The 653-nt window shown below is 72.6% G+C and carries 1 protein-coding gene; it reads left to right on the plus strand.

What is annotated here, in order from left to right:
• Nucleotides 1-53 precede the first annotated feature (53 nt).
• Nucleotides 54-653: MFS transporter (locus tag GH736_RS23935; protein ID WP_159607596.1), on the plus strand; the 600-nt coding region annotated here is incomplete at its 3' end.

Genomic DNA, 653 nt, shown 5'->3' on the forward strand with positions numbered 1-653 from the left:
TCGTCGCCGAAGTCGGTGGTGCGCACCCACACCGCGTCGTCCTCGTCGTAGACGTGGCCCTGCGCGCGTGGGCCGCGCTCGCCGTGGCGCTCCGCAACCCGCGGGCGCTGGTCGCGTTCCTCGCGATCGTGTGCTCGCACACCGTGATGGTCGGCGTGATGGTGATGACGCCGGTGCACATGACCGAGCACGGGCTGTCGCTCTCGCTCGTCGGCGTCGTGCTCAGCATCCACATCCTCGGCATGTACGGCGCCAGCCCGCTGATGGGCTGGCTCTCCGACCGCATCGGGCCCGAGCGCGTGATCGCGATCGGCGCCGCCCTCCTCGTCACGGCGACGGTCATCGGCATCCTCGCACCGGCCGACAGCCTGCTCGTGCTGATGCCGTTCGCGCTCGGCCTGCTCGGCCTCGGCTGGTCGGCCGGCCTGATCGGCGGGTCGACGCTGCTGACCACCTCGGTGGAGGAACCGCTGCGCGTGCCGTTGCAGGGGGCCACGGATGCCTCGATGAACATCGCCGCCGCGGCATCCGCTGCGCTGTCGGGCGTGGTGCTCGGCCTCGGCGGCTTCGCCGGGGTCAACGTGGTCGCGATCTTCGTGCTCGTGCCGCTCGCGATCGCCGGCATGCGGGCGCGGGTGCTCGCCCGCAGCGCC

Source organism: Agromyces humi, assembly GCF_009720255.1.
Lineage (GTDB): Bacteria > Actinomycetota > Actinomycetes > Actinomycetales > Microbacteriaceae > Agromyces > Agromyces humi.